Here is a 22,691-nt window from a genome sequence, read left to right as displayed (position 1 = left end):
AACCGAAAACGCGTTAGCTGCGTTCATTTGAAAACTCGTTAAAGAAACTGCTGCTACAACAGCGGTTGATATAAGTGCTTTAATGTTCATATTATGTTCTCCAATTATTTTTACTTTTGATTGGAACTAATATGCCAGAGCATTATTGCTGAAAAATGTACCCTTCTGGGCAAAGCAGCGTCAAAGCGCCTAAAATGCTCGAACATGGCACAATTTTGCAAAAAGATGTGCTATATTAATAGCTGCCATGGATTTAAATTGTGTATCCTCAGAGTTATTCACAAGGATTTCTCGAGTTTATTAGACCATAGAGAAATAATTAATCCCACTAAGGCCATGGCAGCAATAATTAAAAAAGCCATAGCCCCGTTTGAGCTGTTAGCAGGCCCCATTATGGCTTTAACGCCAATCATTTGTCCGCCCCCTTCACCCAACCCTACTGCTACTGCATTCCAGCCAAAGATGCCTACCCTTAATTCACCTGGCGTGTATCTAATTAATAAAACTGAAAGAGCTGGAATCATAATGATTTCAGCTAAAGTCCATAATATAGTTGCTGCTGTAACAAAATAGATATTGTGAAAGATGCCTATTAGCATAAAACCAATTAGATATATAGTAAAGCCCAAAGCTAGTATTAAGGAAGATTTTATGGCGTATTTATCAAGCAAGTGAGTTATGGGATAAGTTAAAGCAATAACAATAATAGCATTTAAAGCAAGTAGTGATCCAAACCACTGAAATGCATTGAGTTCTTTTGATAAATATAATGGTAGCGATGAATAAAGCTGTCCATAAACTGACCAAGTTAGTGCGGTAAGTAAAAAACAAATATTTAGCCCTACATTTTTAACATGATATTTAAGTGCCGTGAGCATAGATTTTTGTGGTGTAGCTATAATATGTTTAGTTTTTAACGACAGGCTAATTAATAAATTGATACTAAGAATTATCGCAGAAATATACAGCGGAGCTCTATGGTTTATGCTAACGAAAATATATGTGCTAATTAATGGGCCAATGGCAGCTGCAATATTAAGAGAAACATTTAAGCCAGCATAGCGCAATAAGATGCTATCTTTGCTGGTTTTCCATTCGGCAACTAAGCTTTTTACATATGTACTATTGCTACCGTAACCAAAACCAATTAAAAGTAAAGCAATCAAAATGCTCCATAAATTATGAAATGTCGCTAGCATAATGTAGCCTATAATCGACAAAGAGCAAAGAGTTGGCATAATCCAAGCATTGGGCAGCATATCAATAAAAGGTGCTGCAAAAATTCTGGCTGTGCGTTTAGTTAGGGATGAAAATAGCAAGATAAATCCAACTGTAGACGCCGAAAACATCAAACTATTTGCCATATATACTGAAATTATAGCAGATAGAGACGAGTAAGATAAAGCGTATAGCCCGTATTCTAGAAGAATGAAAAACATAATTTTCTCATATTAATTTATATAGGAATGGTTTTTATAGCCAGGGCGTTCTGAATCTCTGCAATATTTAAATTAAAATCATCATAAGATTTTCCTGTAGCAATTATATAACCAATTTTTTCGCGTTCCCGCCAATTTTGTATAGGTTTAACTATTTCTCCAACCACTAATGGACAATGCAAATAAATACATGAAGCCATAGTTTTAATATCACTCACCGAGGCTATATTCGTTACTTTGCCAGGTTTTACCTGCAAATAACGTATACCAAAAATTTTTCTATTAAAAAATGCTTTGTCTAAGGCATTTTTTCCCATAAGATCATCAATTGCTGAGCCGTAGGTTTCAATGCCAGTAGAAAGCTCGCTAAGCCAATGAATAAATCCGCCTCCTGGCCGTGCATGAATTTCACCAAGTACCACACCAGCTTCTGTTACCCATAATTCCATATGAAATAAGCCGTGAGTTAACCCAGTAGCATGCAGAGCTTTTTTAGCAGCGTCTAGTATTTTGCGCGTCGTGGCAGCTATAAGAGGTGCAGGGAAAATATGTCCGCACTCAATAAATGTACCGTTAAGGAGCTGTTTTTCGGTTATGCCAAAAAATATAGGCTGCTTTTCTACAAACACTCCTTCTACACTATATTCAGCTCCCTTAACAAAACCCTCTATCAGAAAATCTGTTTTGTCATGCTCCGATAGGTTTTGATAAGCTGGCAATATATCATTTTCATTCCTAACTAACGAAACTCCTTCACTGCCAAGCCCAATCCGTGGTTTTATAATAGCCGCATTTCCATTCATTTCTTGTTTGAAAAAACTCCTTGCTTCTTCAATTGTAGAACATTTTTGGATAGGTGGCTGCTCTAACCCTGCTTTAGCTAAAGCACGGCGAAGCTTGTATTTGTCTTTAACTGTGGCTATAGCTTCTGGTGTATTAGCGGCAAGCCCTAAATGTTTAGCAATTAGGGCAGTTGCCTCTACCGATAATTCATCGAAGGTAAATATATAGCTAAAATCATTAGCCAAATTTGCTGAAGCTAGCCAAGTTTGTATTTCAGGAATAGTCTTACCTGGCATTGGTAGTAAAATATCAGCCCCTTTAGTTACTTCCCGATTATTAGTGAAGAATTGCTTCGTTTCTAAGATAGATATATGGAGATCGCGACGTTTAGCTTGTTCAATACAACGGTGCCCCTGGTTTTTAGAGAAGCCGACAATTAAAAGTTTTTTACGTTCACCCGTCATTAGCATTCTCCTTTATAAATACAGCAACCTCTTGCAGTAGGGCGTTAATACTCTCGGCGTTTATATCTCCTATGCAGCCAACCCTAAAATAGCCCAACTCACTGGCTTATCTAGTTCTTTGAAGCGTATCCATGTATTAAATCTATTGCATTTACCTTTTATACCATACCCTCAGTACTAAAAACAAGATCAACACCGTTAAATCCCATGTTTATCGCAATCTGCCAGTCATTTATTTCCCGATCAGATAATTTAAATCTATCTGTTAACTTCTCTAATTTCTCGTCGACATCAGGGTCAACTTCTTCACCATAAATTCGCATCTTAAGAGCACTGGTAAATGGCATTAGATTTCCTTCATTTCACTAGCTAATAATTCCAAGCTTACAATATGCTCAAGCATAGTATAAAAAATCTCTCTAAAGCTCCTGTAATTCTTTATTTTACAAGGCACCTTAACACCATAGGGGGCATACCAAAGATCAGCACCAATTAAGCGGCTATTCTTATAAAATTTTATTAATTCAATATCAAGAGTTTCATCATATCGGTCCAAATACGGTGTAATGATTTTGAGTATTATCGTCTTTTCGTTAAGTCCTGTTTCTATAACCTTAGAAACTTCAACTTTATAGATACCATAATACCAAAGAAATCCTTGGTGGCATTTTTGTTTCTTCATCGTAAATCTGCAAACTTTTTATAACGATTGTTCATTTCCTTTCCTTCATATAGGCTTCAAAATAGTCGCACCATCATCAGTTAGAAAATAACTATCATTCTTTTTTGTAAGATAGAGCTGTATATAATCATTATGTATATCTAAATACGGACTAGTAAGCACAATGCAGCCAGAAGGAACTTCAATAGGCTTAGGGTATTCTTTCTTTTCAGGCCATAACGGCCAAAGTAAAGCTTCTAAAAATTCTAACATAAGTCCTCCCTGTGTATGTATAAATACTGAGAAGAACTTAGCATAAGTCCAAATAGCTAAGATAATGCTCATAATAACAGCAGCGAATCTAACACTTTCAGCGTCATTGCTACTATCATTAGCGGAAACTGCGGCAGCTATAATAAGACCACAAGTGGTAATTGCATACCAACCATATAAGACGTTACCCCAAAAGTGTAAGTTGGTAACATCAGCATGGAAGAATCTTAATAAAAAGATAATTGCTAGAATAAGAATGAGGATAAAGATGGGAAGATAAACTTCATAATAACTCTCTTGGGCTGGAGTCTGCAACGTTGAGAGACTAATTTAAAAAGGCGCAGTATAACCTCGTGCATTACCTTCATGCTCATAGCTTTTCGGCGTTTTGCGCTCTTCTTGGCGAGGCTTGCTGTCGAGCAATTGTATCTCGCCATGATATTTCTGCAGTACAACTTCAGTCACATACCGATCAACGCCATCATTGTCCTGCCATTTACGTGTTTGTAATTGCCCTTCTACATAAAGTTTTGAGCCCTTTTTTACATAATTCTCTACAAACTTCGCTAGAGCATTATTAAATACGACAATTTTATGCCACTGCGTGCGTGATTGCACCTCGCCTTGCTTGTCCTTCCACTTTTCTGTGGTAGCTAAGCTAAAAATGGCTATTTTCTCACCAGTGTTATTTTGCTTTATCTTTATATCTTGGCCAACATTGCCAATCAACGAAACCTTGTTTAAATTCCCTGCCATTATGAATTTTCCTCAAGCATTTTTTCTATATCTGCTGGTTCAAGCCGGCTTTTGTAATATTTAAAAGCATTAAAAGGTATTTCTTTTTCCTGCGCCATATGAGTGATTAATGCGTTGACTATAAAGTGCATGCTAAGGCCTTGCTTTCTAGCTATAGAATGAGCCATAATCAACGACTTTTCGGACACGCATTCCAAATGGTCTATTTTATCTTTGTTTTGCTTGATCAGCTCCCTAATAGCGCTGCCATACTCTGCCAAGACCGCAATATCTATTCCTATTGAAATTATTAAGAGTATTAAAATAACTACACTAAGCATTGCTTTTTCCTTTATTAAAATGTTCGTATAAATGCCCTAGCGCTATACGTAGCGGTCCTATTAAATCGTCGCTATCGTTATTATCAATTACGATTATCTGCATAGCTTTAATCGCCAACGGGGCATTTTTACTAACGTCCTCTAACGCGTACATTGTTTGTTTATAGCGCTCGCTAATTGCGTTAAGAATATCTAGCCTTTCCTCTTCACTAGCCGACCCTATGCCATCATTATGGTAAACAGCGCTTGGATACCCCTTTGCTCTGAAATAATCATTGTGCAACTTAAAGAAATACTCTGCTGCTGAATGTTCCAAAGGCGATATGTTACCTTTGAGCAACAAGCGACCAACGGCGCTAATGCTACGCGGGTCTTTTGCCATATCTACGCTAATGCCTAAATGTCTGGCTCTAAGCTCAATAGCCCGCGCAATTTCTATTTTGTTTTTTATATTGCTCACCCAAATCGTTACCTTGTTTCTTTAAGTGCTTGGGAATAAGTTTGTAACCCTGCATAGCGTCTTATAGTATGCGCAGCTTGGTTCATTTTTTCTTCTATCTTGTCGCAATAGCTTGCTAACTCGGGCGCTGGCGGAAGAAAACGCTTGTCTTTCGAGGGCGTTCTTCCTTTAAGATGATCAAACATCATTTTCTTAATGGTATAGCTAGAATAGCCAATTAATGATAATGCGTATCCCTCTGCTGACTCCTAAGTTAATGCGCTTGTTAGTATCATTACGCTTGACAGCATTCGAAAAGCATTGGCTATTTCTTCGATCGTTGCTTTTTGCGCTAGGATTTCTTCTACAGCTGCGGCTCGCTTTAGTATTGCGTCTTTTTCTCTTGTTGTTGGCTCATGTCCGTCACGAAATACGCGTAGATATGACCGGGCTGGACTCGCTACCGTTCTATTTATCAAATCCGCAGCTATAGCCGCGCTCTCCGAGTTTAAGGATTCTATCTGCGATAAGGTTTCCAATATTTTTAGGCCTTTGCGGGTGGACTGAGCTATTGTTAAATTTGAAGTCTTTGTGTCCTTTGGTGTATTCATCGTTCCACCTCTCTCCGTTTAAGAATGTTGTTGGGTGCATCCAGGCTTGATAATCTGGCTTATGCGCTATGTAATTATCCAAGCCTTCAAGGATTTCTGCTATAGAGTGTTTTTTCCCAGCTTTAATAAAGGCTGCTTTGGCTTTGGCTTTATTCGTTTTTAGCGGATAGGTATGCCAAAATTGCTCAAACATTTGTGGTAGGAATATCTTTTCAAAATACGCCTGCTCTTCTTTTTTGCTTGGCGTGTATGCGCCTTCGCCGATAGAGCATTCATCTGGGTCAAAGCCTTTCGAAGCTAATAACTCGGCAATATTATCAACGGTCTCTTCCGAGAGATTTTCTGTTTCCGTCAGCTCTAACATTACGTCTAGCCCTGCTTGGCCTGGTTGAAGGATAATTTCATGGCCTTCAACTGTGCCAAGATAAGTTGTAGTTTCTGCGCATTCTGACATTGTGACCACCTCAATTTCTGCTTCTATGATGGGCTCTTTTTTATCTGCGTATTTGTCGATAATTCTTTGCTGTGGCTCGCTATAAACATTGTAATCATGGGATTTCAGCCAGCCTTTTTTAGAGCGCTTCATTACATGCTCCATATAGCCAGCTTGTTTTAATTCGGTGATTGTATTGTAGGTTTTGTTGCGCCCTATTTGTAGGTTCTTGCGCAGGTCCCAAACCTTCACCACCCAGTTTTCAGGCTTTGAAAGTAAATACTGCATCATAGCTTTTGCTATAACCTCAGCTCAGAATTGGTAATGGTATTAGAAAGAACGGTATAATTTGTAGAAACATGGTTCTTTTTAATCATCGTTTACCTTTCTTTCACCTTTTTGTGCAACAATGTCATCCTTGGATGGTTGTTCGGTATTATCAACGTACCAATCCGAAGGACGAACATATCCATCAGTTGCCTTTTCTATTTTTAAAATGATGTTACGGCTAGGAAATCTTTCTCCGCGTATGTATTTACTGATAGCGCTCTGCTTTAGCCCAATAGCTGTCGCCAGTTTACTTTGCGACATACATTGGGTTTTTATGTAGTGTTGTAATTTGTTCATACCATCAATATTACAGTATTGGAATTTATAAGTCAAGAAAAAATTCCTAGCAGGAATGCTTTTGATTTTTAGTAAATCTTATTTATAAGTATGGAATATGTTTAAATTAAAACGATTGAGATTACTTAATAACTTAACTCAGGGGCAGTTGGCCAAGCTTGCTTGTACAACGCAAGGGCAAATAAACCGATTAGAATTAGGTAGTAGAAAACTCACAAAAGAATGGGCAGAGCGGATAGCGCCTCATTTGGGCGTTACTGCTCAAGAATTGCTGTTTCCAGATGATTCAGCTAACTATTCTAAAAAAAACATTCTAGGGCAAAATACATCAGGTGTGCCTATCCTGCTTCAGTTAAGCAATAAAGAATGGATAGAGAATCTAGGGGATATTGAGGAGCTTGCAAATAGTAATCTAAACTCATTTGATTTGAAGAGTGACAAAAAATTGTTTGCGGTAAGGCTGTTGCTGGATTTGCAGAATGGTTTAGCAAGATTAAATGAGCTGGCAATTTGCGTGCCTATAGCACAAGGCGATATCTCTGAGTTAGCTAATAACGATATAATCTTGATCAAGACAGCTTTACCAAGCACAAATTTGGCTAAATACAGTTTATACTGGCTATATCTTAAAGCGGGAAGTACTGAAATAGAATTGCAGAACTGTTTTATTAACGCAGAAGAGGATAAAATAAAGCTAGATGTTACGGATATGCAAAATATTACTATAAAAGCTAAGGTTTGCTATTTCGTCAGATTGCCGCAATAAGCTTTTTGCTTTTTAATAAATTTTATTTATAGATTTACAGTATGCTTACGTTAAAAAAATTGAGATTAATTAATAATTTGACCCAGGTACAATTGGCTAAACTTGTCGAAGCGTCGTATGGGCAAATAAGAAAATTAGAGGCTGGAAAGAGAAAGCTGACAAAGGAATGGGCTGAGAGAATAGCACCTCATTTGGGCGTTACTGCTCAAGAATTGCTGTTTCCGAGTGATTTGGTTGAATGTTCCACTAAAAAGGTTTTACGAAAAAATACATCAAGTGTTCCTATCCTGCTTCAGCTTAGCAATAAAGAATGGATAGAAAATTTTGGCGATATTTGGGAAATCAAGAAAAACACCTTAAGCTCATTTGATTCAAAGTACGATAAAAAACTTTTCGCAGTAAAATTATTATTTGCCCTACAAAAAGATTTAGCCAAACCAAGCGATTTAGCGATGTGTATGCCGATTACAGAAGGCGATATTGCAGATTTATCGAATAACGATATAGTATTAACTAAACTACCGCTGCCGAATACCAGCTTGGTTAAGTGCAGCTTCTACAGGCTTCATCTTAAAGCTAGTAGTCACGAGCTAGAGCTACATAATTGCTTTGTTAATGCAGAGTCTGAAAAAATAATACTGGATGTTAATAAAACGAAAGACATAGTGATAGTAGCTAAAGTTTGTTACTTCGTAAGATTGCCTCAGTAGACACTATCCAAAATAAGCGCCATTTGCCGCATATAATTCTGGCGAATAGTGGAGAATTACTCATATGGCCTCCATCTTGCTTCATTTTGATGCCTTATTTTGAATATTAGCTAATATTTAATCATATAGCTATTTCAAGATCTACAGCTACCTAAAAAAGTAAAATCTATTAAATTTCAAACTTTTTATATATTTTTATAATATTATGAATGTAATGAATAATATTATATCAGTACTTAGTTATTATATATAGACAACTACTTCCCTAGGGTAGGGAAATAGTTAAACATGCAGGAAGACTACTTCCCTACCCTGAGGTAACAGCGTCGAATAGCCCTATTTATTTTCTGTGATTTATTGAGATATTTTGCTAAAAAATCACATACAATTTTTGCTAGCCTATTGACTCAGAGTTTGATAGTAACTTGTAGGAATATTAGTTAATGACACAAAAAACGAAATTCATGATTACAATGTTTACCGTTGAATCGCAACAGAGAATCATTGATAAATACGCTGAAAAATAGAACAATAATTGTGCAAAAATTGAGGGCCGCCTCTTGTCAAAGCCATAAGATTACCACCTTTTGAGTTACTTATTTATTTTTTTGTGATGAGGTTATTTAACAAAAAAGCCTTGCTTTACTTGGGTTTACAAGCCTAAAAGTAATTTTGTATTTTTCTTACTAGCTGCTTGACTTGATTTTATACCTAGAGTAGCTTTTCTATTAGTAGACAATTTAAAGGAGTGCTAGGTAATGATACAAAGATACAACAACACGTCCACTAGTTCTAGTGATTTTCGACAATCAAATCTCAGTGACCCAGCTAAAATTATCTTAATGTATTTATTGCCCGAGTTTGAAAATCCACATTTTAGCTTAGAAGATATTTTAAAATTCTTCCGGGTAAAGCGGGAGAAGGTTTGCGAGCTAATAGAGGAGTTGAAACAGAGAGGATATCTCGAGCAAATGGTTATAAGGCCTTCTGAAGACAGCCCTTCAAAGTTTCGTTATTATAATGCTTACCCTAAGCCACAGCAACGAATCATCAACAGATATGCTGGTAAAGTTAAGCGGCAAGTCGCAAAAACAGAGGGCGAAGCAAGCGTAATCCCAGAGTGTAGCTTGTCTTGATAATAAGCTAACAGATTAAATCCCTTGCTATGTAAGGGAGATCTGTAACTTGGATGATTTGCGCGCGCGCCTATTCGGCTTCATGAAGTGGCGTAATGAAGCTTGATATCAAGCTGCGAAATCACTGTGTTTTCATCTGGTTATTTATTTCTTATTTGATAAACTCGGTAGGCAAGCTTTGCTTGTTTTATTCTCGATGTCAATAAGAGCTACTTTGTCTTTGCTCGGATGAGAAAAATAAAATTTTGCTGCTAAACATGCCAACCCTAAAAGTATACCAATAATATATTTAGATAAATCCATAATAGATTGCTTTAGTGGCGTTACATCTGCATGTGGTTAAAATACTTTTTCTGCCTTTTTGCAATATTCAAAAATGTGCGAATCTGGTATTAAGCAACCTTCGCCAGCTATCTTGATAGCCTCATCCCAAGGCGATCCTTTAATATGTGTATGATTAGTAAGTTGAGCTGCTGTCCAATTTTTACAGCTATCAAAAACATATTCAATTGCCTCTCTGCCTTCTTTAGTTAAATCTGGAGAAAGAAATCCTACAACTGTATTTACTGGATTGCGTCCATAACTACTTATAGAATAATATAATTCAGGGATTATAGGACCATAAGGCCAAGCCTCTACTCTATTATTAATTAGGGGTTTTTCAAATCTATGCGTGTGCTAAATATACGAGTTTAATAAGCTTCAAGGGGGTAAAAGGTTCGATTCCTTCTTCCTTAGCTTTTTCTACAAATGCTTGCGCAATAGCTCTACTGTCATGCATTTTAAGTTATTTCCGATCTTTATGTGGATAAGCTTAATTTATTTAAGCTTATTGGGGCGCTTGAGCTAAAATTCTGCATATAATAAGGTTCATAAGCTAGATATCATTGAAACGTAAGGTAAAAGTTATGCGTTATATCGCAATTGATTATTCAAATACATTATTTTTGTATGAATTAAACAAGAATCGTCCAAGTACAAACGAGGCAAAAAAATCTAAAATAATTGGCTATATAGAGTTTAAATATGAAGGTAAATCAGCATGTATTTACAAAGAAAACACTCATGTTGAAAATTTTGATATCTTAGCGTGCATTTATAAAGCGCTATCTAATATAACATGTAAATATGGTAATTCTGCAGCAGGAACTGTGATGGAATATGCTTATATTATAGGAATAGGATATAAGGAGATGCTAGCCCTTAAATGTAGTGCGCTAATTACACCAGATAATTCTATAGCTAGCGCTCTTGAAAAAATACTTTTGCATGTCTCAATGGATAGCAAACAATTAATTATACACCTAGCTATTGCAGACAATGATATAACAGCCGTTACTTTGAATCACCATGACATAACACTTGATGAGTGGTTTAAAATAAGACCTCTTATTGCTAAGAAGTTGCCTAAACTATGCCCTAAAGCGTTAGTTAATAATAAGCCGCGTGGGCTAGATTTTGAAAAATTTTATAGCCTTAGTGACCCTCATGTTTTTGAAAAAGATAATATCATTCAATATGACATACTCTTCAAAGACGGCAATTATCCAGAAGAAAAAATTAATAAAGCACAGACAGTTGTTAAATTCATTCAAAAATGCTCCACCTGCGTATTATTGCGCGGTATGTCTTTTCTTATATTTCTTAAAAGGATTCTTCTTAATCCTGGATTTTTTCAAAATCTATTTGCCAGTGCATCAGGGCTCTGGATACTTCAAAATATCTCAAAATTTAACTGGTGGCACTTGTTTTAGTTTATGATGGTTAAGGAAAATAAAGAATCATTGCGGGTCTCACCTAAGGTTTTATTAGATTTTGAGGTATAACAGCGGGCATTTGTCGCTCCTAGCTATACATGATTTGGTGTAGTAAACTTTATTTTTAGGAGTATATTAGTAAGTACTTTTTGAGTGATGGCGATAAAAGTTAGGCTAACCCGAATAATGGCTTCAATGTTAATGGGCTATGGCTATTCCAGTAAAGAAAATAAAAAATTATAGCTGTTATGATTATAGGCCCAATTAGCGTTTCTCCTATCTCAGAGTCTTTATCTATAATGCTAATAAATATTAGCGAAACTAGTATGCTAATCCAAATGAAAGATATTATAATTAACGTTATATGCAGTATATGTATGGCTGCAGGGGATGTTTCTAAAAACTTGAAAAGTAAAGCTCCACAAATTACAGCTAGAATCTGCATAAATTTTTTATCCTTTTCCATGAATGGCTCTGCTTAATATGCAAGTGATTCTATCATAGAAAATCTCTTTGTGTAAAAATAATGGAATAAATAGGAATTTTTATATTGACTGCGCTAATTATAAATGCCATATTGTCATTATCACATTACGCGAGACTCTACGGATGACCCGATGTGGGGGTGAATGGAATAAGCAGAAAGTAGAAACATGAGCAATATAATAGTTAAGGACAATGAAGCGCTAACAATAAGAATGTGGCGCGACAGACATGGATGCGAGTCAAAAGCAGTTCTGACCCTAACCGTGACAAATGAAGAGCAGGATATAGAGTCGATAACTACCCTACTAGAATATCTACCTGATATCGTTGCAGATAACAGCGTGAATATCCATTCAATCTGCGTCCAGAAAGAAAATGGACAGAAAAAAGATCTAAGCGAAGAGCTAGCTGCGTATTACGTAAGTTGCCGAGACTTTGAAGAAGACGCAAACCATCACGATTACATATTAAACAGTGAAGCCTACGAAGAATTCCTACATAGAGACCCCTTCTATAACGAAAATGATGAGCATCGCTTAACAGCCATCGATTTAGGCCTTGGCTCATACTTCCGGAGTTACTAAAATGTTGCAAGACGGTATATATTTTAATTTAAACGAAGACGAATATCATAAAGACCTCGCCCTGGGTTCAACAAACCTGAAAATGCTGCTCGGCAACCCAGAGGATTATTGGTATGATAAATTCAAGGAAGCCCGCGCTGAAACCCCTGCTCTGACCTATGGACGCCAAATACATAAATGCATTCTTGAAGGTGTATAGGCCTTTAGCGAAACATATGCATCATATGAAGGCAACTTAAACACTAAAGCTGGCAAAGAAGCGTTTGAGCTCGCTAAAGCAACTGGAAAAACTCCAATAAAGCTAGATGAGTTCAATAAAATCTTGAGCGTCAATACACAAATAAAACAAGACCCCAGCATCGACAAAATATTCAAAAAAGGCATTGCCGAAATATCAGTAATCTGGACCGATGAGAAAACAGGCATAACATTTAAAGCACGGTTCGACTATCTTCGTAAAAATTCTATCATAGACTTAAAAACATTGAGCAATCCAAATAATAAACCGATGCATATAGCGGTGAAAGATGCAATCGCAGGATTTAATTATATAGTCTCTGCCGCGCACTATATTAATGCGCGCCGGCAAATGAATAGCCTATTTAACGCAGGTAAGATATTTGGTACGGGCGATAAAGAGCTATTAAAATCAATAGTCGCGACTGAATATTTCGGTTTTATCTTCGTGTTTTGGAAAAAATCATTAGCCCCGATAGCCCGTTGCGTGCAGCTATCACCAGAAAACAAGGCCTTTGCCCTAGCCAATAAGCAAATCTTAAAGGCCATAGAAAAATACCAAGATTATTACGCAGAGTTTGGCTTGAGTGAAGATAAAGAATGGCGCAGAGATACCATAATAGAAGAGCTCGATCCTAATACCCTACCAATCTGGTTTCAATATCAAAATAACGGGGCCTATAATGCAAACTGAATTAGTACCGCACGAAATTTCTTATGCCGTAGCCGTGCAGCGAGCAAATTTTGAATCACAGCTAGAATTAGCGCAGAAATATAAGCGCAACATGTCATTCGTGCAAAATAGAATATTTAGCCTGGCCACGTTAGATGCAGAAACAGCGGATGAATGCGTGTATGCCCTGCCGCGTGCTGGCAAAACTATCGAAGGGGCAAGCATAAGATTTGCTGAAATCGTAAAATCTGCCTATGGCAATTGTCGCGTAGCTACGCAAATTCTAGAAGTAAATATAAAACAAGGCTACATCTTGGCCCAAGCAGTTTTTGAAGATATCGAAGCTAATACTATAGAATATGAAACGATAAGACGGCGTATCACCAGTAAAAACGAGGATATGATAAATCTAGGCTGTAATGTCGCGCTTTCTGTAGCCAGGCGAAATGTAATCTTAAAGGCTATTCCGCGTCCTTTGTGGAACCAAGCCTTCCAAGCCGTACTAAAAACGCGCAGTGGTGAGCAAGCACCGCTAGAAGAGTCGCGCAAAAAAGCTATAGATGCAATGTTAAGCCTGGGGCTAACGGAGCCGCAAATATTCGAGCTACTTGGCATCGCTTCGATAATTGAAATAACCGAGCAAGATGTGCAAACAATGCGGGGCTACTATAAAGGCATCAAAAATGGCGATCTTACGGTAGAGGATTTAGTGCCAGCCGCTACTGTACAAGCCACAACCCCAATAACAAATTTAGTTGATATGGAGGAAGCATAATGGAAAAGTTAATGGAAGAGCTAACAAACAAAATAAAAGATGCGGGAACCCGCCGCTTTACGATATCCTGCACACTGGAATTTGAAGATACAGAGCAAAATATAGCAATAGTGCCAAAATCCACCTTAAAGGCAGCGAGCTCGCTATAAGCCATGGAAGTATTATACGGCAGCTTAAACTGGTTGATAAATGAATATAAAAAAAGTCGTGACTGGCAAGAATATTCACCGGCCACCAAGAAGCAAAGAGAAAATGTTTTTAAGCGTATTTTGTTAAATGCTGGAGATTGCGATTATCGTAGTATAACAAAACAAGTGATATTAACTGGTCGCGATCAAAGGCTCGGCACGAATGTTTTTAAAGGCACTGAATGGTTTATTCACTTGGGCGGTTGAGCGTGAGCTGCTTTTGTCTAATCCTTGCTACGGCATTAAATATCCGCGCCTTACTAATAGTGACGGGTTTCCTGCTTGGAGCGAAGAGGATGTAGCAAAATATTATAGCTATTATCGGCTGGGCACGCGGGAGCGCGTATATTTAGATGTGTTATTATATACAGGCCTGCGCCGTGGTGATGTAGTAAGAATTGGCTATAAAAACGTTAGCAATAATATTTTGATTATAAAAACAGAAAAAAGCAAATATCAAACGGAGGTGGCTCTGCCTATATTGCCAAAACTACAGCAAACATTAGATGCAGGAATAATAGGCAATTATAGTTTTATAGCTAGTGCAAGCGGAGAACCACTTACTAAAGAAAGCTTTGGCAATATGTTTCGCATAGCTTGCAGAAAAGCAGGTATAGAAAAATCGGCGCATGGCGTTCGCAAATTGAGCGCAACAAGAGCAGCTAATGCAGGTGCAACGGTGGCAGAGCTAAAGGCAATATTTGGCTGGAATGATGACGAAATGGCTTCACTTTATACTAAAACTGCGAATAGAAGAAAATTAGCAGCAAAGGCCATAACAAAGCTAAATTTTGAATAATTAAAGTGCCGATACCCAAGCGATATCGCACTGATTCCTTCTAGCTAAAAAGAAAAGTAGCCAGAAATACTTACAAAAAGCCCGTAACTAGAGCTGCGGTGCCCCCAGAGAGACTCGAACTCCCGACCCTCTGATTACAAATCAGATGCTCTACCAACTGAGCTATAAGGGCACAACATGTTGGAAGTAACATAGGTTGAAGCGAAATGCAAGCGAAAATTGCCGTAATTAAACCTTTACATTTCGGAACCAACAACTTTCTTTCACGTTTGGCGTCTACAGTTATAAAATTTTTAAGGGATGCAACATGAATAATAACCACACTTGTAATAATCCGGATTATACCCGGTATAATAGATCGTACAATTTTATGCGGCCCTCCATTTCTTGGGGCGCTATTGCCGCCGGAGTTGTTACCTCATTAATCACAGCCATGCTTTTATCTTTATTATTTATTGGCTTAGGTTTTAGCAATTTTGACATTAACGCTCAGGATGCTGGTACACATAGCGGGTTAGCTCTTGGTCTTGGTTCAATTGTTATAATGATTTTAAGCTTGTTTGCTGGCGGCTATCTTTCGGGCATGCTAAGTGGTAGATCTGGCGGCACGCACGGATTTTTAACTTGGGCCACTTTAAGCTTGGTTGCGTTTTTACTATCTGCTATGGCCATAACCTCTGCATTGCAGTTTTCTGGCTCTTTAATTGGCGGTGCCTTTACGGCTGGTGCAACTGGCGACGCAAAAACCACGCAACATGAGGTCAATAAAGAAATCGATCATACAGTAAAAGCATATGCCTTTAGCGACGATTTTCTAGATAGCTATCGCTCGCAGCTAAATTCTGCGCTAGATGGCGGTAAAGCTCCGGTATTGTCTATAGATAAGTTAAAAAATAGTTTAGCTAGTGCTCGTAATCAATTAAGTGAAGCAGCTAAAGAAGGTTATAATACACCAGATAGCCTAAAAGCTATTGGCGATAGATTAAAAAATTCTTTGCAGCGTGATATAGATGGTCTAAACTTTACCGTTACGCAAACAGAAGTCTCTAAACAGCTGATAAATAACGGTATGGCAAAAGAAAAAGCGCAGACGGTAGCCCAAAACGCTTTAAATATCTTTAATGCAGCAAAGGCTGACTCTAGAAAAAAAATAGTAGATGCTAAAAACTTTGTGGACAAGGGCCTGTACAATGGAAAAAATCTTCCTGACCAGGCTGTACAAATAGCTGGGGATGCTACAAATAAAGCTGGTCATGGTGCATTATGGGCATGTTTTAGTGCCGTACTTGGTGCGTTAGTTTCTGCTTTGGCTGGCTCTATGGGAACAAAGAAACATACAGTTAATATAAATCATGACTATTTTGATAATGGCCCGCATTATGATAATAACGGTCGTGATGATGGCCGGGACTATAATGGCAGAGATTATACAGCTGCTAACGCCCCCGTTACTACTGAGCGTGTAACTACACATAGAATTTTGGGTGACGATATATCCCCGCGTGTCTAGTGCGCTAATTATAAAAAATTAACATAATCATAAGCCGGTGCTATTTTATAGCCCGGCTTTAATTATAGCTAGCTAAAACTAAGGCCGTCATAGGCCGGAGCTACATTTGTTGGTAGCTCCGCGCGTAGTGTGTTATAGTCCAGCGCCGTATGCATATGTGTGAAATATGCTTGCTTGGGCTGCAGCTCTTCTATAAGTTTTAAAGCTTGTGCTACCGAAAAATGGCTGCGATGCTCTTGATATTGTAAAGCACCTATTATTAATATTTGCAATTGTGTTAGTTTTGCTTTTGTCTCTTCTGGCATATAGCTAACATCTGTACAATAAGCCGTATCACCAATTCTAAAAGCCACAGAATTTATATCGCCATGTATTTGCTCTAAAGCCATAAATTCTATAGCACCGCCAGCTCCTTTTACTCTATAAGTTTGCTGCATAGTTAAACTATTGGCTTTTAAAATAGGTGGATAATTAGACCCGGGCGGTGTTTGAAAGCAATAGCCAAAGCTTTTATGTAAATACTCCAAAGTATTTGTGTTGGCATAAAGTGGTAGCAAATCTTTTTGCACCAGGGCATAGCTGCGTAGGTCGTCAATGCCATGTGTGTGATCTGCATGGGCATGGGTGTATAACACAGCGTCAATATGGCTTACCTGCGCTTTTAGCATCTGCGCAGCAAAATCTGGGCCAGTATCTATAACTATGGTCGTTTTATCGGTTGCATTTGCATAGCGCTCTACCAAGAGCGAAGTACGCTGACGGCGATTTTTTGGCTCAAAGCGATTGCAAGCCCCCCAGTCGCCATTGGGTCGTGGTACACCGCAAGAAGAACCACAGCCCAGGATAGTATATTTTGTATATTCAGCTTTAGTCATTGTGCATTTTATTAAATAATCTAAGGGCATTTTTTGTGGTTTGAGCCACTACTTCTTCATAGGGTATTTCTAGAATTTGCGCAAGTATTTTAGCAGTTTCAACAATATAGGCAGGTTCATTGCTACGCCCTCTATATGGTATGGGGGCTAGATATGGAGAATCTGTTTCTAATAAAACTTGGTTTTTTGGAACTATCTTAGCTATTTCACGTATCTCAGCTGCATTTTTAAAAGTTAATATGCCAGAAAAACTTATATAACCGCCAATAGCTAACGCTGCTTTTGCCAATTCTATACCAGAAGAGTAGCAGTGTAAGACAAAGTTAAATCGCATTTTTGCATGCTCAGCCGTCAAGATATCTTGCATATCTTCATCTGCTTTTCTAGTATGTATCACCAGTGGTAGATTAGTATGTTGAGCTGCAGCAATATGCTTTAGGAATGATTTTTTTTGTATTTCTGCTTGTTCTGGCTGGTAATGATAGTCTAGCCCGGTCTCTCCAAACGCTATAACTTTTTTGTAGGTGCTATATTCTATTAATTCTTCTAGTGTTATTGCTGTTTCTTCAGCCGCATTGTCAGGATGAGTGCCTATAGCGCAAAAAACATTTTCATACTTATTGGCGATTTCAAGCAGTTTTACTGAATCCTTTATTTTAACGCCAATAGTTATAAATTTTTTAATCGACTGCGCTTTGGCGCGTTCTAAAACCATATCCAAATCTGCATAGAGCTCTGGAAAATCTAGGTGGCAATGTGTGTCAATTAAATAAGTCATTATTCAGCCCTATTTTCAATATACCGAGGAAAAAGTGGTGTAGCAGCTGGCAAGACTTGATCTTGCGGCAAAGGCTTTGTTTTTATATGTCTTATTAATCTATCGCTGGGTTCTATAGCCAAAAGATCCAGTAATTTTTCTGCTGAATTTGGTATAAAAGCCTGCAGTAATATACCCAATTGTCGCAATATTTCTAAAGTTGTGTATAATACTGTATTAAAACGTTCAACATTAGTGTTTTTTAAAACCCATGGTTCTGCTGCAGCAAAATAGCGATTGGTTGCTCCAACTGTTTGAAAAATCAAATTTAGGGCTAGAGAGATTTGCTGCGTTTCCATAAGCTCTATAGCTTCTTGCAAATTCTGTGCTGTTTGCTCTAAAACTTCTTCATCTTCTGCTTGATAAGCTATTCGCGCAGGAACGATATTATCACAATTTTTAGCCAATAACGCTAAGCTACGCTGCAATAAATTGCCTAAATCATTTGCCAAGTCAGCATTTATTCTATTAACAATGGCTGCATGACTATAACTACCATCTTGTCCAAAAATTACCTCTTTCATTAAAAAATAGCGTATTTGATCTACGCCATAAAGGTTAATAAGGTCGAACGGACTAACCACATTGCCTACGGATTTCGACATTTTTTCGCCCTTATTGAGCAAAAAGCCATGCGCAAATATTCTCTTCGGTAAATCTATGTTAGCAGACATTAGAAAAGCTGGCCAATAAATAGCATGAAATCTTATTATATCTTTGCCTATAACGTGTAAATCAGCTGGCCAAAAATAATTCTCGTCAGTTGCCTCTGGAAACCCCGTAGCGGTAAGGTAATTAGTTAAAGCGTCCACCCAAACATACATAATATGACGATTGTTGCCAGGTACTTTAATACCCCAGTTAAAACTAGTTCTGGAAATAGAGAGATCCTTGAGACCAGCTTTTACAAAACTATAAATTTCATTTCGTCTGGCGTGTGGTGCAATGAATTCTGGATGCTCGTCGTAATATTGTAGCAGACGATCTTGATATTTTGAAAGCCGAAAAAAATAACTCTCTTCTTCATTCCATTCAACTGGTGAGCCTACTTCCTTTTCGACTCTTTGGCCATCTTCTGTCAGCATAGTATCTGCTTCATCATAATAAGCCTCTTGCCGTACCGAATACCAACCGCTATATTTAGCTAAATATATATCGCCTGCTGCTTCCATTTTTTGCCACAGCGCTTTACAAGCTTCAGCATGTCTTGGCTGTGTCGTGCGTATAAAATCATCATTAGAACAGTTTAAGGCGGCAAGCATATCCTTAAATATTTGGCTATTTTTATCAGCTAACTCTTGTGGTTGCAGCCCTAGTTTTTGTGCTGTTTGCTGCATTTTCAAACCATGCTCATCCGTACCGGAAACAAATAAAACCTTGCTGCCTTTTAGCCTTTCAAACCGGGCCAGACAATCACTGGCTATGCTATTGTAAGCATGGCCTATATGTGGTTGTCCATTTGGGTAAAAAATAGGCGTAGTTATATAAAATTTTCTTTGCATTATTTTCTCTATTTATCGTGCATAACGTTAAAGGTACGAATTATTGAATCACATAATAACTGTTTCTTATTTAAATTGTATAAATTTGTTGCATTAAAAGCCTCATACATAGAGCGCCAAATACAAGATAATTCATTTGCTTGCTGTAAGGCCTGGGCGTTTGCTTTTTCTTTTGCACGTTTTGCTATTAAATTCAACAAGGTTTCCATGCATTGTTGATACGGCAGCGGCTGATCTTTTATGGTAAGCTCCTCCGCTAGTTGCTGAATAGCACTGATATTTAGCGATTGTTTAAGTAGCAGTTCATCTAATTTATCATAGATTTTAGTAGCATTAGATAAAACCAACAAAGCGGCTTTTCGTACATTGCCTTTAGCTTTCGCTATTGTGGCCGTATCTATTTCTGCGGTGTTTAGTAAACAATGTTGCAGCGCTGTTTTTAGCTGCTCTGTTGCTAATGGCTTAAATCTTATAGTTAAACAACGAGACCTTACCGTGGCTAAAACGGGCTTATGCAAATGCGAAATAAGTATAAATAAAGTATTGGCTGGCGGCTCTTCCAACATTTTTAGTAAGGCGTTAGCAGAATATTGGTTTAAATCGCCTAGATTATCTATAATAATAATACGTTGTCCACTGTCGCTTACGCTATGTTGCAGCATTTTGCTTATCTGTTTTATTTCTTCAGCCGCGATGTAATTTTTAAAACGTTTTGCATTGCTATCATAACTACGCGACAAATAGAGAAATCCTGGATAGATATTTTGCTCCATTTGTCGCCAAATAACTGATTTTTTATCTGGTATTTTTATATTAAAATGTTCATTGTTTTTTTCATAAGCAAAGAGGCTATAGGCAAAATGTATCGCAAGGCTTGCTTTTCCTAACCCCTGCTCGCCTTCAAATATAAGAGCATGGTGCTGGCGCTGATTATTTATTAGAGAGCATAAAATGGCAGTTTCTTGCTTATGCCCGGTAAAAAAATTATTATCAAAAGGCGAAAGCACACCATTTATATCATCTGCCGTTTTTATATTATAACTATCGTGCATGATTTTCCTGTAATTTTCTAATTACCAGAGAGGCTATGGTTGCGCTTAGTTGCGTAGATTCTTGCATAGCGTTTACAACATAGCAACGCTCTTTGTCTATTTTTGCTAAATCTAAATATTTTGCACGCCGTTTCGCAATTATTTCTAATGTAATATTGCGTTCCATAGAGTCCTGTAACTTATTTTTGCGCTGTTCTATACGCGCCAGCGCCAAAGATGGATCTATATCTAAGATTATTGTAAGGTCAGGGCGGCAGCTGTTGGCTATTTTTTGCCCTATTCCAAATAAAGCAGGATAGCTCTCTTGTGTAACTTTTTCTTGATAAACGGCGCTTGAATCAAAATAGCGATCTGACAAAACTATTTTTCCTTGTTTCAAAGCTGGAGCAATTAATTCATCAATATGATCTGCTCGTGCGCCTATCATAAGCAAATATTGTATTGTTTGGCTAAGTTTATCACTATATAAAAAGACATCGCGCACTATCTTCGCGCCGCAAGTGCCGCCCGGTTCTTGCGTGGTTACTACCTCATGATAGCCTTGGCTTACTAGATAAGTCGCGAGTTTTTTGATTTGCGTAGATTTGCCGGCCCCGTCTATGCCCTCAAAACTTATGAAATATCCAGACAAATTTAACCTCTTCAGTTAAATTTATATTATAACTGTTTACTTAAAAAATACAATTGCTTTTCGCTGTATCCATCCAAAGAAGAGTTCATAAGCAGCGGCTGAAGCTCGGCGTGTAAATTTTGCTGAATTTACCGTAGATTTCGCTAATAAAGCTTTGGTTTGCACTAGCTGCCCGTCGCGTAATATATTTATAGTTCCGAGCTGTTCGCCAGCTTGAATCGGTGCTAAAACTGGTATTTTATATATTAATTTTATTGCTGTTGGATGCTTATTTTCTTTATCTATTAGTGCTACCAAATTCTCGTTTGGTGTAGCTTCTATTTTATCTATTACACCGCCATAAATTGGCAACTCAATTATAGTTTGGCTTGGGGTGTATAGTAATTTTTCTTGGTAATCATTAAAAGCCATATTGGTAAGCTCAATAGCTCGATGCAATCTTGCTGCACCGCTGGGAGCATTCGCAAGGGCTATGTAAACGATGCGTTGGCCTTTTTGTATGCATGCCACCATAGCATAGCCTTCATTTTTAGTGTAGCCAGTAGCTCCACCCAATATTTTTATATCTGTTCCGGCTTTATTCAACAATGGGTTTTTGTTATGTTGGGTAATATTATTCCAACTGAAGCTTGGTTGCTGTGCTATAGCTACATAGCTGGGATAGTGCTTAATGACATATTGTAGCAAAAGTACTAAATCCTTGACGTTAGTAGTTTGCTGGCTACCAGGCTGCGGTAATCCGGTGGCATTTGTAAAAGAAGTAAAGCGCAATCCTATCTGCTTTGCTTTAATATTCATGAGCTTTGCGAATTGCTCTTGATCTCCAGCTATCAATTGACTTAGCATTAAAGCAGCATCATTAGCATTATCTATGATTAAGCCATGTAATAAATTGCTAACAGAGATTTGTGAATTTAATTTAGCAAACATTGTTGAAGCACCGCTCGGCGCACCGCCATTTATCCAAGCTTCATGTGTTACGGTAAGCTCTTGCTCGGGGCTGATTTTTTTATTTGCTAATGCGTCAAAGACTATAGCCGCGGTCATAAGCTTGGCCATGGATGCGGGTGCTATAATTTTATCTGAATTATTTTCATAAAGTGCACTATTGCTATCATTATCCAGTACAAAAACTGAATCCACAGGCTCAGGCGGCGGCATCACATGCTTTTTTGCAAGAGCTGTATCAAAAAATAATAATATGCAAAATAATATTTGTATGGCTAGTAACATTTGTACATATAAATATAGCAGAGCAGCAAAATAAAAAGCTCTCTGCTATATTTATAATATTTTTACAAATGCTTAAATTGTAATACAGGTCCAAATTCTGGCAGCATGGCTAGCATATTATCCTTATGCTCGCTTAGATCTTTTTTCGCTACCA

General features: G+C 37.7%; 28 protein-coding genes, 1 tRNA gene and 2 pseudogenes. 12 read left to right on the top strand and 19 right to left on the bottom strand.

The window, feature by feature from the left end; genetic code table 11:
* Positions 1-278: 278 nt before the first annotated feature.
* From QVL57_RS05695 to QVL57_RS05645, 11 genes are all read right to left on the bottom strand, one after another.
* A complete protein-coding gene (locus QVL57_RS05695) occupies positions 279-1,439 on the bottom strand; it encodes an MFS transporter (RefSeq protein ID WP_290076439.1) in 1,161 nt (386 codons plus the stop codon).
* Positions 1,440-1,456: 17 nt separating this feature from the next.
* A complete protein-coding gene (locus QVL57_RS05690; RefSeq protein WP_290076437.1) occupies positions 1,457-2,686 on the bottom strand; it encodes an ATP-grasp domain-containing protein in 1,230 nt (409 codons plus the stop codon).
* Positions 2,687-2,844: 158 nt separating this feature from the next.
* Positions 2,845-3,033, bottom strand: coding sequence for a hypothetical protein (locus QVL57_RS05685; protein WP_290076435.1), 189 nt, complete (start codon positions 3,031-3,033; stop codon positions 2,845-2,847).
* Complete coding sequence (locus tag QVL57_RS05680) at positions 3,033-3,368, bottom strand: hypothetical protein (RefSeq protein ID WP_290076433.1); 336 nt, start codon at positions 3,366-3,368, stop codon at positions 3,033-3,035. The genes QVL57_RS05685 and QVL57_RS05680 overlap by 1 nt, the downstream gene beginning before the upstream one ends.
* A 45-nt stretch (positions 3,369-3,413) precedes the next feature.
* Positions 3,414-3,935, bottom strand: a complete 522-nt coding sequence (locus tag QVL57_RS05675; RefSeq protein WP_290076431.1) for a DUF1828 domain-containing protein — start codon at positions 3,933-3,935, stop codon at positions 3,414-3,416.
* Between the two features lie 15 nt (positions 3,936-3,950).
* Positions 3,951-4,376 (bottom strand): single-stranded DNA-binding protein, encoded by a 426-nt coding sequence (gene ssb / locus QVL57_RS05670; RefSeq protein ID WP_290076429.1) that lies wholly within the window; start codon positions 4,374-4,376, stop codon positions 3,951-3,953.
* Positions 4,376-4,696: a hypothetical protein gene (locus QVL57_RS05665; protein WP_290076427.1), complete on the bottom strand. Its 321-nt coding sequence runs from the start codon at positions 4,694-4,696 to the stop codon at positions 4,376-4,378. The genes ssb and QVL57_RS05665 overlap by 1 nt, the downstream gene beginning before the upstream one ends.
* On the bottom strand, positions 4,689-5,156 hold the full coding sequence (locus QVL57_RS05660; RefSeq protein ID WP_290076426.1) for a hypothetical protein: 468 nt from the start codon (positions 5,154-5,156) through the stop codon (positions 4,689-4,691). The genes QVL57_RS05665 and QVL57_RS05660 overlap by 8 nt, the downstream gene beginning before the upstream one ends.
* 248 nt (positions 5,157-5,404) lie before the next feature.
* The gene (locus QVL57_RS05655) at positions 5,405-5,614 is read right to left on the bottom strand and encodes a hypothetical protein (RefSeq protein WP_290076425.1); all 210 of its coding nucleotides are present in this window, start codon (positions 5,612-5,614) and stop codon (positions 5,405-5,407) included.
* Positions 5,604-6,470 (bottom strand): hypothetical protein, encoded by an 867-nt coding sequence (locus tag QVL57_RS05650; protein WP_290076423.1) that lies wholly within the window; start codon positions 6,468-6,470, stop codon positions 5,604-5,606. The genes QVL57_RS05655 and QVL57_RS05650 overlap by 11 nt, the downstream gene beginning before the upstream one ends.
* Before the next feature lie 78 nt (positions 6,471-6,548).
* A complete protein-coding gene (locus QVL57_RS05645; protein ID WP_290076421.1) occupies positions 6,549-6,842 on the bottom strand; it encodes a helix-turn-helix transcriptional regulator in 294 nt (97 codons plus the stop codon).
* Between the two features lie 61 nt (positions 6,843-6,903).
* On the opposite strand from QVL57_RS05645, the gene QVL57_RS05640 reads away from it, so the two are divergent.
* The 3 genes from QVL57_RS05640 to QVL57_RS05630 all read left to right on the top strand — a co-directional run bounded on the left by QVL57_RS05640 (position 6,904) and on the right by QVL57_RS05630 (position 9,418).
* A complete protein-coding gene (locus QVL57_RS05640) occupies positions 6,904-7,572 on the top strand; it encodes a helix-turn-helix transcriptional regulator (protein WP_290076420.1) in 669 nt (222 codons plus the stop codon).
* A gap of 41 nt (positions 7,573-7,613) precedes the next feature.
* Positions 7,614-8,282 carry a helix-turn-helix transcriptional regulator gene (locus QVL57_RS05635; RefSeq protein WP_290076418.1) on the top strand — a complete coding sequence of 223 codons (669 nt, stop codon included), beginning with the start codon at positions 7,614-7,616 and terminating at the stop codon, positions 8,280-8,282.
* Between the two features lie 758 nt (positions 8,283-9,040).
* Positions 9,041-9,418, top strand: coding sequence for a hypothetical protein (locus QVL57_RS05630; RefSeq protein ID WP_290076417.1), 378 nt, complete (start codon positions 9,041-9,043; stop codon positions 9,416-9,418).
* Positions 9,419-9,757: 339 nt separating this feature from the next.
* Here QVL57_RS05630 and QVL57_RS05725 read toward each other — a convergent pair.
* Positions 9,758-10,084 (bottom strand): annotated as a pseudogene (locus QVL57_RS05725) (type II toxin-antitoxin system antitoxin SocA domain-containing protein); the annotation flags it as partial.
* Between the two features lie 242 nt (positions 10,085-10,326).
* Between QVL57_RS05725 and QVL57_RS05625 the strand changes: the two are divergent.
* The 8 genes and pseudogenes from QVL57_RS05625 to QVL57_RS05590 all read left to right on the top strand — a co-directional run bounded on the left by QVL57_RS05625 (position 10,327) and on the right by QVL57_RS05590 (position 14,917).
* Positions 10,327-11,172, top strand: a complete 846-nt coding sequence (locus QVL57_RS05625; protein WP_290076416.1) for a hypothetical protein — start codon at positions 10,327-10,329, stop codon at positions 11,170-11,172.
* A 656-nt stretch (positions 11,173-11,828) separates the two neighbouring features.
* Positions 11,829-12,245 (top strand): hypothetical protein, encoded by a 417-nt coding sequence (locus QVL57_RS05620; protein ID WP_290076415.1) that lies wholly within the window; start codon positions 11,829-11,831, stop codon positions 12,243-12,245.
* A 1-nt stretch (position 12,246) separates the two neighbouring features.
* Positions 12,247-12,444, top strand: coding sequence for a hypothetical protein (locus QVL57_RS05615; protein WP_290076414.1), 198 nt, complete (start codon positions 12,247-12,249; stop codon positions 12,442-12,444).
* Positions 12,445-12,507: 63 nt separating this feature from the next.
* Positions 12,508-13,176, top strand: a pseudogene (locus QVL57_RS05610) (PD-(D/E)XK nuclease-like domain-containing protein); the annotation flags it as partial.
* A complete protein-coding gene (locus QVL57_RS05605) occupies positions 13,166-13,930 on the top strand; it encodes a hypothetical protein (RefSeq protein ID WP_290076413.1) in 765 nt (254 codons plus the stop codon). The pseudogene QVL57_RS05610 and the gene QVL57_RS05605, both read left to right, overlap by 11 nt.
* Positions 13,930-14,079, top strand: a complete 150-nt coding sequence (locus QVL57_RS05600; RefSeq protein ID WP_290076411.1) for a hypothetical protein — start codon at positions 13,930-13,932, stop codon at positions 14,077-14,079. Before QVL57_RS05605 ends, QVL57_RS05600 begins: the two co-directional genes overlap by 1 nt.
* A 3-nt stretch (positions 14,080-14,082) precedes the next feature.
* Positions 14,083-14,325: a hypothetical protein gene (locus QVL57_RS05595; protein ID WP_290076409.1), complete on the top strand. Its 243-nt coding sequence runs from the start codon at positions 14,083-14,085 to the stop codon at positions 14,323-14,325.
* Positions 14,282-14,917 carry a tyrosine-type recombinase/integrase gene (locus QVL57_RS05590; protein WP_290076407.1) on the top strand — a complete coding sequence of 212 codons (636 nt, stop codon included), beginning with the start codon at positions 14,282-14,284 and terminating at the stop codon, positions 14,915-14,917. The genes QVL57_RS05595 and QVL57_RS05590 overlap by 44 nt, the downstream gene beginning before the upstream one ends.
* Positions 14,918-15,016: 99 nt before the next feature.
* On the opposite strand, the gene QVL57_RS05585 is transcribed toward QVL57_RS05590, so the two are convergent.
* A tRNA-Thr gene (locus QVL57_RS05585) sits at positions 15,017-15,089 on the bottom strand.
* A gap of 135 nt (positions 15,090-15,224) precedes the next feature.
* On the opposite strand from QVL57_RS05585, the gene QVL57_RS05580 reads away from it, so the two are divergent.
* A complete protein-coding gene (locus QVL57_RS05580; RefSeq protein WP_290076405.1) occupies positions 15,225-16,427 on the top strand; it encodes a YrzE family protein in 1,203 nt (400 codons plus the stop codon).
* Between the two features lie 68 nt (positions 16,428-16,495).
* Here QVL57_RS05580 and QVL57_RS05575 read toward each other — a convergent pair whose 3' ends face one another.
* From QVL57_RS05575 to QVL57_RS05550, 6 genes are read right to left on the bottom strand one after another with little or no spacing between them, the layout of a single operon-like run.
* Positions 16,496-17,302: an MBL fold metallo-hydrolase gene (locus tag QVL57_RS05575; RefSeq protein WP_290076403.1), complete on the bottom strand. Its 807-nt coding sequence runs from the start codon at positions 17,300-17,302 to the stop codon at positions 16,496-16,498.
* A complete protein-coding gene (locus tag QVL57_RS05570; RefSeq protein WP_290076401.1) occupies positions 17,295-18,080 on the bottom strand; it encodes a TatD family hydrolase in 786 nt (261 codons plus the stop codon). The genes QVL57_RS05575 and QVL57_RS05570 overlap by 8 nt, the downstream gene beginning before the upstream one ends.
* The gene (metG, locus tag QVL57_RS05565) at positions 18,080-19,621 is read right to left on the bottom strand and encodes a methionine--tRNA ligase (RefSeq protein WP_290076399.1); all 1,542 of its coding nucleotides are present in this window, start codon (positions 19,619-19,621) and stop codon (positions 18,080-18,082) included. The genes QVL57_RS05570 and metG overlap by 1 nt, the downstream gene beginning before the upstream one ends.
* A gap of 8 nt (positions 19,622-19,629) precedes the next feature.
* On the bottom strand, positions 19,630-20,673 hold the full coding sequence (locus QVL57_RS05560; protein ID WP_290076397.1) for a DNA polymerase III subunit delta': 1,044 nt from the start codon (positions 20,671-20,673) through the stop codon (positions 19,630-19,632).
* A complete protein-coding gene (gene tmk / locus QVL57_RS05555; RefSeq protein WP_290076395.1) occupies positions 20,663-21,304 on the bottom strand; it encodes a dTMP kinase in 642 nt (213 codons plus the stop codon). The genes QVL57_RS05560 and tmk overlap by 11 nt, the downstream gene beginning before the upstream one ends.
* 36 nt (positions 21,305-21,340) lie before the next feature.
* A complete protein-coding gene (locus QVL57_RS05550) occupies positions 21,341-22,537 on the bottom strand; it encodes a D-alanyl-D-alanine carboxypeptidase family protein (RefSeq protein ID WP_290076393.1) in 1,197 nt (398 codons plus the stop codon).
* Positions 22,538-22,691: the final 154 nt, after the last annotated feature.

Source organism: Bartonella sp. TP (assembly GCF_030406085.1).
In the GTDB taxonomy this organism is placed as follows: domain Bacteria; phylum Pseudomonadota; class Alphaproteobacteria; order Rhizobiales; family Rhizobiaceae; genus CALTWN01.
Note: the sequence above shows the minus strand (reverse complement) of the source record. Positions and strands in the feature narration are given on the sequence as shown.

Excerpts from the sequence above, each read along its gene's own strand:
- QVL57_RS05580 (WP_290076405.1), top strand. The coding sequence starts at position 15,225 with ATGAATAATAACCACACTTGTAATAATCCGGATTATACCCGGTATAAT.
- QVL57_RS05665 (WP_290076427.1), bottom strand. The coding sequence starts at position 4,696 with ATGCTTAGTGTAGTTATTTTAATACTCTTAATAATTTCAATAGGAATA.
- QVL57_RS05560 (WP_290076397.1), bottom strand. The coding sequence starts at position 20,673 with ATGCACGATAGTTATAATATAAAAACGGCAGATGATATAAATGGTGTG.
- QVL57_RS05680 (WP_290076433.1), bottom strand. The coding sequence starts at position 3,368 with ATGAAGAAACAAAAATGCCACCAAGGATTTCTTTGGTATTATGGTATC.
- QVL57_RS05650 (WP_290076423.1), bottom strand. The coding sequence starts at position 6,470 with ATGATGCAGTATTTACTTTCAAAGCCTGAAAACTGGGTGGTGAAGGTT.
- QVL57_RS05570 (WP_290076401.1), bottom strand. The coding sequence starts at position 18,080 with ATGACTTATTTAATTGACACACATTGCCACCTAGATTTTCCAGAGCTC.
- QVL57_RS05640 (WP_290076420.1), top strand. The coding sequence starts at position 6,904 with ATGTTTAAATTAAAACGATTGAGATTACTTAATAACTTAACTCAGGGG.
- QVL57_RS05690 (WP_290076437.1), bottom strand. The coding sequence starts at position 2,686 with ATGACGGGTGAACGTAAAAAACTTTTAATTGTCGGCTTCTCTAAAAAC.
- QVL57_RS05605 (WP_290076413.1), top strand. The coding sequence starts at position 13,166 with ATGCAAACTGAATTAGTACCGCACGAAATTTCTTATGCCGTAGCCGTG.
- QVL57_RS05630 (WP_290076417.1), top strand. The coding sequence starts at position 9,041 with ATGATACAAAGATACAACAACACGTCCACTAGTTCTAGTGATTTTCGA.
- QVL57_RS05595 (WP_290076409.1), top strand. The coding sequence starts at position 14,083 with ATGGAAGTATTATACGGCAGCTTAAACTGGTTGATAAATGAATATAAA.
- QVL57_RS05615 (WP_290076414.1), top strand. The coding sequence starts at position 12,247 with ATGTTGCAAGACGGTATATATTTTAATTTAAACGAAGACGAATATCAT.
- QVL57_RS05635 (WP_290076418.1), top strand. The coding sequence starts at position 7,614 with ATGCTTACGTTAAAAAAATTGAGATTAATTAATAATTTGACCCAGGTA.
- QVL57_RS05600 (WP_290076411.1), top strand. The coding sequence starts at position 13,930 with ATGGAAAAGTTAATGGAAGAGCTAACAAACAAAATAAAAGATGCGGGA.
- QVL57_RS05550 (WP_290076393.1), bottom strand. The coding sequence starts at position 22,537 with ATGTTACTAGCCATACAAATATTATTTTGCATATTATTATTTTTTGAT.
- QVL57_RS05695 (WP_290076439.1), bottom strand. The coding sequence starts at position 1,439 with ATGTTTTTCATTCTTCTAGAATACGGGCTATACGCTTTATCTTACTCG.
- QVL57_RS05625 (WP_290076416.1), top strand. The coding sequence starts at position 10,327 with ATGCGTTATATCGCAATTGATTATTCAAATACATTATTTTTGTATGAA.
- QVL57_RS05620 (WP_290076415.1), top strand. The coding sequence starts at position 11,829 with ATGAGCAATATAATAGTTAAGGACAATGAAGCGCTAACAATAAGAATG.
- QVL57_RS05575 (WP_290076403.1), bottom strand. The coding sequence starts at position 17,302 with ATGACTAAAGCTGAATATACAAAATATACTATCCTGGGCTGTGGTTCT.
- ssb (WP_290076429.1), bottom strand. The coding sequence starts at position 4,376 with ATGGCAGGGAATTTAAACAAGGTTTCGTTGATTGGCAATGTTGGCCAA.
- metG (WP_290076399.1), bottom strand. The coding sequence starts at position 19,621 with ATGCAAAGAAAATTTTATATAACTACGCCTATTTTTTACCCAAATGGA.
- QVL57_RS05685 (WP_290076435.1), bottom strand. The coding sequence starts at position 3,033 with ATGCCATTTACCAGTGCTCTTAAGATGCGAATTTATGGTGAAGAAGTT.
- QVL57_RS05590 (WP_290076407.1), top strand. The coding sequence starts at position 14,282 with ATGTTTTTAAAGGCACTGAATGGTTTATTCACTTGGGCGGTTGAGCGT.